Annotated in this window: 1 protein-coding gene; it reads left to right on the forward strand. The window is 49.5% G+C overall.

Features of this window, described 5'->3' with window-relative positions; all coding sequences use genetic code 11:
• Positions 1-428 (forward strand): RagB/SusD family nutrient uptake outer membrane protein (locus ASC50_RS04990; RefSeq protein WP_158648466.1); only part of this gene is annotated, 428 nt, incomplete at both ends.

Here is a 428-nt window from a genome sequence, read left to right on the forward strand (position 1 = left end):
GTATTACCGGCGGCTACTGGCGCTCGCATAGCGAACGCATCAAAACAACCTTCTATGCGGGCGGCGAAGGAGGTAGGTTCCCATCCGTCTGGGACAATTTCTTTTGGTCGGGTATAGGAGCGCAAAAAGTGGTTCATATAAACAACAAGTCAGGTGGAAATGTGACTATAACAGTCTATCCGACGCCCATTATCCGTTTGGCGGATTTATACCTGATGAAAGCCGAAGCGCTCAACGAGTATCTGGACGTTCCCAATGCCGACGTGTATGCCGCCATCAACAAGGTACGCAGAAGAGCGGGTATACCGAATGTGGAAACGGTGTGGAGCAATGCTGCATTGGCAAAAACGGTGGACAAACATAAAACAAAAGAGGGGATGAGAGCAATCATCGCTCAGGAACGGCAAGTGGAGTTTGCTTTTGAAGGA

The organism is Candidatus Symbiothrix dinenymphae (assembly GCF_001431085.1).